This window comes from Pullulanibacillus pueri (genome assembly GCF_014639255.1).
Taxonomy (GTDB): Bacteria; Bacillota; Bacilli; order Bacillales; family Sporolactobacillaceae; genus Pullulanibacillus; species Pullulanibacillus pueri.
Genome location: NZ_BMFV01000065.1, coordinates 1 through 7,815, shown reverse-complemented (window position 1 = coordinate 7,815; position 7,815 = coordinate 1). Strand labels below are relative to the sequence as shown.

Annotated in this window: 9 protein-coding genes; 8 read left to right on the top strand and 1 reads right to left on the bottom strand. The window is 41.9% G+C overall.

From position 1 onward, the window contains the following. Positions 1–187 precede the first annotated feature (187 nt). The 8 genes from IEV91_RS21275 (at position 188) to IEV91_RS21810 (ending at position 6,714) form a co-directional block, all read left to right on the top strand. On the top strand, positions 188–640 hold the full coding sequence (locus tag IEV91_RS21275) for a MarR family winged helix-turn-helix transcriptional regulator (protein ID WP_188499428.1): 453 nt from the start codon (positions 188–190) through the stop codon (positions 638–640). After that, positions 630–2,147: a DHA2 family efflux MFS transporter permease subunit gene (locus tag IEV91_RS21270; protein ID WP_229745687.1), complete on the top strand. Its 1,518-nt coding sequence runs from the start codon at positions 630–632 to the stop codon at positions 2,145–2,147. Before IEV91_RS21275 ends, IEV91_RS21270 begins: the two co-directional genes overlap by 11 nt. Positions 2,148–2,354: 207 nt before the next feature. Beyond that, positions 2,355–3,281, top strand: a complete 927-nt coding sequence (gene hprK / locus IEV91_RS21265) for an HPr(Ser) kinase/phosphatase (RefSeq protein ID WP_188499427.1) — start codon at positions 2,355–2,357, stop codon at positions 3,279–3,281. 316 nt (positions 3,282–3,597) lie between these two features. After that, on the top strand, positions 3,598–4,548 hold the full coding sequence (locus tag IEV91_RS21260; RefSeq protein WP_188499426.1) for a nucleoside recognition domain-containing protein: 951 nt from the start codon (positions 3,598–3,600) through the stop codon (positions 4,546–4,548). Beyond that, positions 4,542–5,189, top strand: coding sequence for a pyrophosphatase PpaX (gene ppaX / locus IEV91_RS21255; RefSeq protein WP_188499430.1), 648 nt, complete (start codon positions 4,542–4,544; stop codon positions 5,187–5,189). Before IEV91_RS21260 ends, ppaX begins: the two co-directional genes overlap by 7 nt. Positions 5,190–5,291: 102 nt before the next feature. Further along, complete coding sequence (locus IEV91_RS21250; protein WP_188499425.1) at positions 5,292–5,801, top strand: acyltransferase; 510 nt, start codon at positions 5,292–5,294, stop codon at positions 5,799–5,801. 55 nt (positions 5,802–5,856) lie between these two features. Further along, the gene (locus tag IEV91_RS21245) at positions 5,857–6,084 is read left to right on the top strand and encodes a hypothetical protein (RefSeq protein WP_188499424.1); all 228 of its coding nucleotides are present in this window, start codon (positions 5,857–5,859) and stop codon (positions 6,082–6,084) included. Between the two features lie 111 nt (positions 6,085–6,195). Then, the gene (locus IEV91_RS21810) at positions 6,196–6,714 is read left to right on the top strand and encodes a CotD family spore coat protein (protein ID WP_229745686.1); all 519 of its coding nucleotides are present in this window, start codon (positions 6,196–6,198) and stop codon (positions 6,712–6,714) included. 131 nt (positions 6,715–6,845) lie between these two features. Here the strand turns inward: IEV91_RS21810 and IEV91_RS21235 are convergent. Further along, a partial coding sequence (locus IEV91_RS21235) for a hypothetical protein (RefSeq protein WP_188499423.1) occupies positions 6,846–7,815 on the bottom strand: 970 nt, incomplete at its 5' end.

Sequence of the window (7,815 nt, the reverse complement as noted above, 5' to 3'; positions counted from 1 at the left end):
CGCCGGCCGGTAGTTTAGGCTTATAGCCTTTGTGCAAACCACCCTTTGGAAGGGTGGTTATGATTAAAGGAAACGCTAAATTTAGACCCGTTTTTCTCATGGTTTTTATTGACAGTTTACAAAATATAGGTATATGATGTTTCGTATACAAAAGATTTGTATAAGAAATATTAAACAGGTGAAGTCCATGGATGAATATCAAAAAATTACGGCAATCTTAAATCCTTATCGAGAAGTCCATCAAGCTTTTTTTCTTATCAATCAGGAGCAAACGGCTAAAGTGGGGATTACGACATTACAATATTTTACGTTAGCACTTTTATTTAAAACGCCGAACATGAATCTTGGTGAACTAGCGGAAGTTCTTTTTTGTTCTAATAGCACGATGAGTGGGGTTGTTGATCGTCTTGTGAAAGCCAAACTTATCATTAGAGAACGTTCGCAAACTGACAGACGGACATTAACGTTGCGGTTGACTGATTTGGGTGAGAAAAAGTACAAAGAGACAGATGTTCTAATTATGGATCGTCTATCTAAGTTATTAGAGATGACAGAGGAAGATGTTAACCATCTTACAATGCTTCATAAGAAAGTATTAAGCAAGTTAAGATGTGAAGGAGATGTAAAAAGTGACGAATGAAAATACCGTGGATAACGCGAAAGTTCAAATTAACCCTATCCCTATTGTTGGAGTCATCATATTGGGAGCCTTTGTTGCGATTTTAAACCAGACGCTGATGAATGTTGCTCTTCCGCAAATCATGAATAAATTAGAGATTACAGCTAATACAGCTCAATGGTTGACCACTGTCTTTATGCTTGTCAACGGGGTCCTTATTCCGGTTACTGCCTATTTAATGGGGCGGTTTACCACAAGACAATTATTTATCACTGCGATGACCTTATTCTCCATAGGGACGTTGGTCTGTGGAGTCGCGCCAGGATTTAATACGCTTGTTGCAGGACGTGTCATTCAAGCAGCAGGTGCAGGGATACTTATGCCGCTGATGACGAATGTCATTTTGTCAGTTTTCCCCATTGAAAAGCGTGGGAAGGCTATGGGTGTTATTGGGATTGCTATGATTTTTGCTCCTGCTATAGGGCCAACACTTTCAGGGTGGATTGTTCAAAACTATTCATGGCGTGTGCTTTTCTTTATGATTTTACCCATCGGCATTCTAGATGTGATCTTGGCTATCTTTTTATTAAAAAACGTGACTGAACGCACCTTTCCAAAGCCTGACGTTTTAGGCATTATATTATCTACTATCGGATTTGGTGGCATTCTTTATGGATTTAGTACAGCGGGAAATAAGGGATGGACCAATGCCGAAGTATTAGTGACTTTAGGTGTTGGTATCGTTGCTTTGTTGTTATTCGTTTGGCGCCAACTTGTCCATGATGACCCAATGTTAGAATTTCGGGTCTTTAGATACTGGATGTTCTCTCTTTCAACAATCATCAACATCATTATTACGATGGCGATGTTTGCAGCCATGATTCTAGTCCCGATCTATTTACAAAATATTCGAGGGTTTACGCCCTTGGAATCAGGTCTCTTATTACTACCTGGTGCGATACTTATGGGGATTATGTCGCCAATTACAGGGGCTATTTTCGATAAGATTGGACCGCGCTGGCTTGCGGTGGTTGGTTTAGCCATTACGGTGATTACGACTTATATGTTTGCCAACCTCACGGACGACATGTCTTATTTAACCTTGATCATTATGTATTCTGCTCGTATGTTTGGGATGTCCATGCTTATGATGCCGATTATGACGGCAGGTTTGAATGCCTTGCCTCAGCGTTGGAACGCACATGGGACGGCGATGGTCAATACGATTCGTCAGGTTGCGGGTTCAGTGGGAACAGCCCTATTGATCACCGTGATGACGAATCAGACGAAGGCGCACCTTACTGAAATGGCAAAAGAACAACAAGTGGGGCCACAAATGAAAGCACAATTTGCTCATCTGACCAATGAAGCGACTATTTACGGTTTAAATGATGCCTTTTTAGTGGCAACAGGCATGGCACTTTTAGCCTTTATTTTAGCTTTCTTCCTACGTAAGCCTAAACCTGCGGATGATTTAGATCCAAGAGGAACCGGCAAAATTGAAGAAAAGGCAGTAAAAGGGAATTAAAGGAAAAAAGAATGTTATAGAGGGCTCAACTAGTGGTGCAAGGAGAAACTTGCAAGCTCTAGAGAGCCCTCTTATTTTGATTTGATACAGAATAAAGGATGCTTTCCTCGGTTTTTCGGCTATAATTATGAAAGAAGGCTGTAAAACTGATAAAATAAAGAAAACTTCAAAGAACAAGGAATAGCTGAAAATAAGGTGGGATTTTTCATGGTACATGTAACCATAAGACAATTGATTAAAGAATTTGATCTCGAATTAATCAGTGGCGAAGACGAAATAGAACGCGGTGTATCCACAAGTGATATTTCTCGACCAGGGCTTGAAATGGCTGGTTTTTTTACATATTATCCGGCAGAACGTATTCAGTTACTCGGGAAAACGGAATTATCCTTTTTAAACTCACTCCCTTCTGAAGAACGAGTTGACCGCATGGAGAAATTGTGTACAGTTGAAACCCCTTGTGTGATTGTGTCCCGAGGCTTAGATGTTCCTGTAGAACTTATAGAGGCTTCAAAGAAAAGTGGCGTTCCGGTGCTTAAAACGCCTTTAAAAACAACACATGTCAGCAGTAAAATTACCAACTATCTAGAAACATTATTAGCCCCCATGACGTCTGTCCATGGTGTCCTTGTTGATGTTTATGGGATCGGTGTATTGCTGACCGGTGATAGCGGAGTCGGAAAAAGTGAAACCGCGTTAGAGCTTGTTAAACGAGGGCATAGACTGGTTGCCGATGATTCCGTAGAGATTCGTCAAACGGGCGATAATGATCTCGTCGGAAATCCTCCTGAACTTATCCAGCACTTATTAGAGATACGTGGACTTGGGATTATCGATGTAATGACTTTATTTGGGGCGGGCGCGATTCGCAATTATAAAAAAATTTCAATGATTATTCATCTTGAACCGTGGGATTCAAAGAAAATGTATGACCGCTTAGGTTTAGATGAGGATCGAGTGCAATTGGTAGGGACAACAATTCCTAAATTAACGGTTCCGGTGCGTCCAGGTCGTAACATCGCGGTAATCATTGAAGTTGCTGCAATGAACTTTAGACTTAAGGGTATGGGCATTAATGCCGCTCAAGAATTTTCTGATCGATTGGACGAAAACCTTCGCCAAAATAAAAATTAGACGTTCACTTCGAATTGTTTGTCGCTATAGAATGTAAAGCGCAGCGTATCAAGGGTGAGGCTAACAAAGGAGCGTTGCGGCCGCATGAAGAGGCACCGCACTCACAAAAGCGAGCCACAACTAACAAATAGCGCACGAAACAAGGGCTAAACTAACAAAATCGAGCTGCGATCGCACGAAAGAAGCGCCCCACTCACAAAAACCGGCCGCGACAAACAAAAGGCGCACTTACAAAAGGAAAACCACCACTAACACATGGGCACGAGGTTCAATATAAAAGTTTTATATATAGTAACTGTATTTTGGGGAGGCAGACATGTTAACGACATTAAAGACTGGGCTTTTCAAAGGCTTGGAAACGACATGGTCCTTAGGTAAAGTGATTTTTCCAGTGACGCTGATCATTACGATCCTTAGTCACACTGTTTTATTTGACTTCCTCATTCGTGGCATTTCTCCTGTTATGGGGTGGCTCGGATTACCAGGAGAAGCGGCTGTTCCCCTTGTTTTTGGGAACCTTCTTAACCTTTATGCGGGAATTGGGGCTATTCTGTCCATGGATTTAACAGTCAAAAGTGTCTTCATCCTTGTGGTGATGATGTCCTTTTCGCATAATCTTCTTATTGAATGTGGTGTCGCTTCCCGTGTCGGTGTGAAGGTTTGGATTATCGTGCTTATTCGTCTTGGTTTAGCGATTGCGTCAGCAGTGGCTATTGGTCATCTTTGGCATGGAGGCAGCACTCAAGCTGATTATGGCTTTTTATCAACGGGGGATAGTGTGCCAGCAACTTGGCTCGGGTGGCTTTGGGACGGTCTTGAAAAAGCACTTATGGGGATCTTGCAATTGGCTATCATTGTTATTCCTTTAATGGTGATCATTCAAATTTTGAAGGACCTTCATTGGATGGCGGTTTTTGCAAAAGGGATGGCTCCAGTCACGAAATTTTTAGGGATGCAAAGTAATGCTTCTATGACGCTAGCCTCTGGACTTATCTTGGGGCTTACCTATGGCGCCGGTGTTATGGTCCAATCGGTAAAAGAGGATCATCTCGATAAACGGAGTCTCTATCTGTCCTTTATTTTTCTTGTCAGCTGTCATGCCGTAGTCGAGGATACGGTGATTTTTGCCCCCCTTGGCATTTCGTTATGGCCTCTTGTCGTTCTGAGATTAGGTGTTGCCATTCTTTTCACTTGGATTGTGGGCTTATTATGGAGAAAAACAAAATTAACAGAAGTATTGAATGAAAAAGGGAGTCAGGTATCTTGATTAAAACAGTATTATTTGATTTAGACGGGACGTTAATTAACACCAATGACCTTATTATTGCTTCATTTTTACATACATTGGATCAATATTATCCACAGAAATACACGGAAAAGGATATTGTTGAATTTATTGGAGAGCCTCTTGAGGTTAGCTTTGGACGGATGGAAAGCGATGAAGCGAAAATCGGCGAAATGGTTGGCGTTTATCGTAAGCATAATGTTGCCATGCATGACGCGCTTGTTAAAGAATATCCAAATGTCTTAACAACGATTGAAACACTCCACAGTCAAGGATATAAGCTTGGGGTCGTGACAACAAAACGCTTGGATACAGTAGCTCTTGGACTGAAGCTTTCAAAGTTAGAACCTTATTTTGATGTTGTGGTCACGATAGACGATGTGGTCCATGCAAAACCTGATCCCGAGCCTGTTCTTAAAGCGCTCAAGGCTCTGAATGCTCAGCCGAGTGAAGCACTCATGGTTGGAGACAGCCCCTCAGATATTGAAGCAGGCAAAAAGGCAGGGACAAAAACAGTGGCTGTAGGTTGGTCTATTAAAGGTGCAGACCTACTTCGTCAGTCACAGCCAGATTACCTTATTGATGACATGAAAGAGATGCTAGAGATTGTGCAAACAGTCTAGATTTGTTGTGTGAAATGATGGTATTTTTATCCAATGAGGTCATTATTATGAAAACGTCTGAGAAGCAGCAAACCTTAAAAAGGACATAACGGAGGAATACAGTTGAGACGGACAACCCGCTATAAAGTAGAAGGCGCCAACTCTCTGTGGCACGTCTATAAGACAGTCCCTTTTTTTAAAGTAGTTAAAAACTTTATCGTCATCGAAATTGCACGCTACATGCCTTTTTTAAAAGCGAAAAATTGGTTGTATCGCACGTTTTTGCGCATGGACATTGGAGAGCAAACGTCCTTTGCTTTAATGGTTATGTTAGATATCATGTTTCCTGAGAAGATTAAGGTCGGAAAAAATGCGGTAATAGGTTATAATTCAACATTACTTGCTCATGAATATCTGATCGATGAATATCGTTTAGGTGACATTATTATTGGTGATGAAGTGATGATCGGTGCAAACTGTACCGTTCTTCCAGGCGTATCGATTGGTCGCCGGGCCATTGTTTCGGCTGGGACACTTGTTCATAAGGATGTTCCTGAGGGGGCGTTTGTCGGGGGGAACCCGATGAGCATCATTTATACAAAGGAAGAAATGGAAGCGCGTCAAAACCGCTAAAAGCAAAAGGATACGAGGAGAAGATTTAAAAAGGATTATGGAGAGAGGTGAAGGCTTGGGTGAGCAAAACAAAAGCATGAGAGAAATTGTGGATCATTATCACCATTGTGCCACCTGTCAGCATTTTGGATTTCGAGCAGAGGAAAATAAGAAGTATCCGATGTGTACAAGATTGGGGTTTGATACAAAACCGGAGTATCAGTTTGATTGCTGGGACCCAAAACCGAGAGTGAGGGCTGCGATCCAAAAGAAACTCTTAAATCAGAACAAAATGTCTTCTTAAAATAGATGTCATGGCTTTGTGAGAATTTAGGTTATTGTCCATTTCAAACCATGGGGGAATGCATAGGATATTAACGTATCTAATGTTTAGACAGCTAAGGAGGTATTTGTAATGTCCGATTTGTCAAATAACATGAATGCGTCAAATCATCCTAATCACATGAATATGTCAAATCACCCTAACCACATGAATATGTCGAATCACCCGAACACTATGAATTATGGAGGCAATTTTCACGATCCAAACGCCATGAAACCTGAGGGACATCATAAGTTTCATCATCCTATGATGGACCCCGGCTGTGGATGTCATCCCCATGAGCATGGAAAGTTTCATCATGGGATGCCCGACTGTCCCCCTTCGATCGTTTGCGCGGATCCTCCCGTAAACAAAACAATGCCAGCGATGTATGATCCCGCACAGCATTGGCAAAAAAATTATACTGAAAATATTGTAATTCCGCATGTCCATCCTTCACATACAACCCATGTGAAGCATACTCATTACACGCATAAACATTATTTTCCACACACGGAGTCTTTCATGAATACAACCAGTTGTTCGGAAGTCAATTGTACTCCAATCCCATGTCCGCCGTGTCCACCTCATAAACCTTTTGGTGTTTTATAAGAAAGAAAAAGTGCTATGTTCCTTTATTGGGAGCATAGCACTTTTTTAAAAGTAAGAAAGCAATGTTGGTCATCAAATAGACGTTGATCTAAATTCCTCGCTTTCCTAACGCCCACACGATGTGGGGAGGCTCAGGCGTTCGACGCATAATCAAAAGGGTTCTTTACTTTTTGGGTGGTAAAGCGAGCTTCGACGCTGTCATAAGGATGTGAGGGTGTTAGTCGATCGTCCTTTGTGGTCTCAGATAATTTTGGAATGGACTCTAGATTCGGCACCTGTGAGTCAACTGCGCTGAAAAACACACTGATTATAAGTGTCCCGAATCTCGCGGTTTTCATTTCGATCAATTGAGTTGGTGATGCCCGATTTCTGGATTTTAATGAAAAACGGTCACCAAGACGCCATGGTGATGCCCGATTTCTGGATTTTAATGAAAAACGGTCACCAAGACGCCCTTCTGATGCCCTTTTTCTAGATTTTAATGAAAAACGGTCACCAAGACGCCATGGTGATGCCCTTTTTCTAGATTTTAATGAAAAACGGTCACCAAGACGCCATGGTGATGCCCGATTTCTGGATTTTAATGAAAAACGGTCACCAAGGCGCCACGCTGATGCCCGATTTCCAGATTTTAATGAAAAACGGTCACCAAGACGCCCTTCTGATGCCCTTTTTCTAGATTTTAATAAAAAACGGTCACCAAGACGCCATGGTGATGCCCGATTTCTGGATTTTAATAAAAAACGGTCACCAAGGCGCCAGGGTGATGCCCGTTTTCTAGATTTTAATAAAAAACGGTCACCAAGACGCCATGGTGATGCCCGATTTCTGGATTTTAATGAAAAACGGTCACCAAGACGCCCTTCTGATGCCCGATTTCCAGATTTTAATGAAAAACGGTCACCAAGGCGCCCTTCTGATGCCCTTTTTCTAGATTTTAATGAAAAACGGTCACCAAGGCGCCACGCTGATGCCCGTTTTCTAGATTTTAATAAAAAACGGTCACCAAGGCGCCATGGTGATGCCCGATTTCTGGATTTTAATAAAAAACGGTCACCAAGACGCCATGGTGATGCCCGATTTCTGGATTTTAATAAAAAA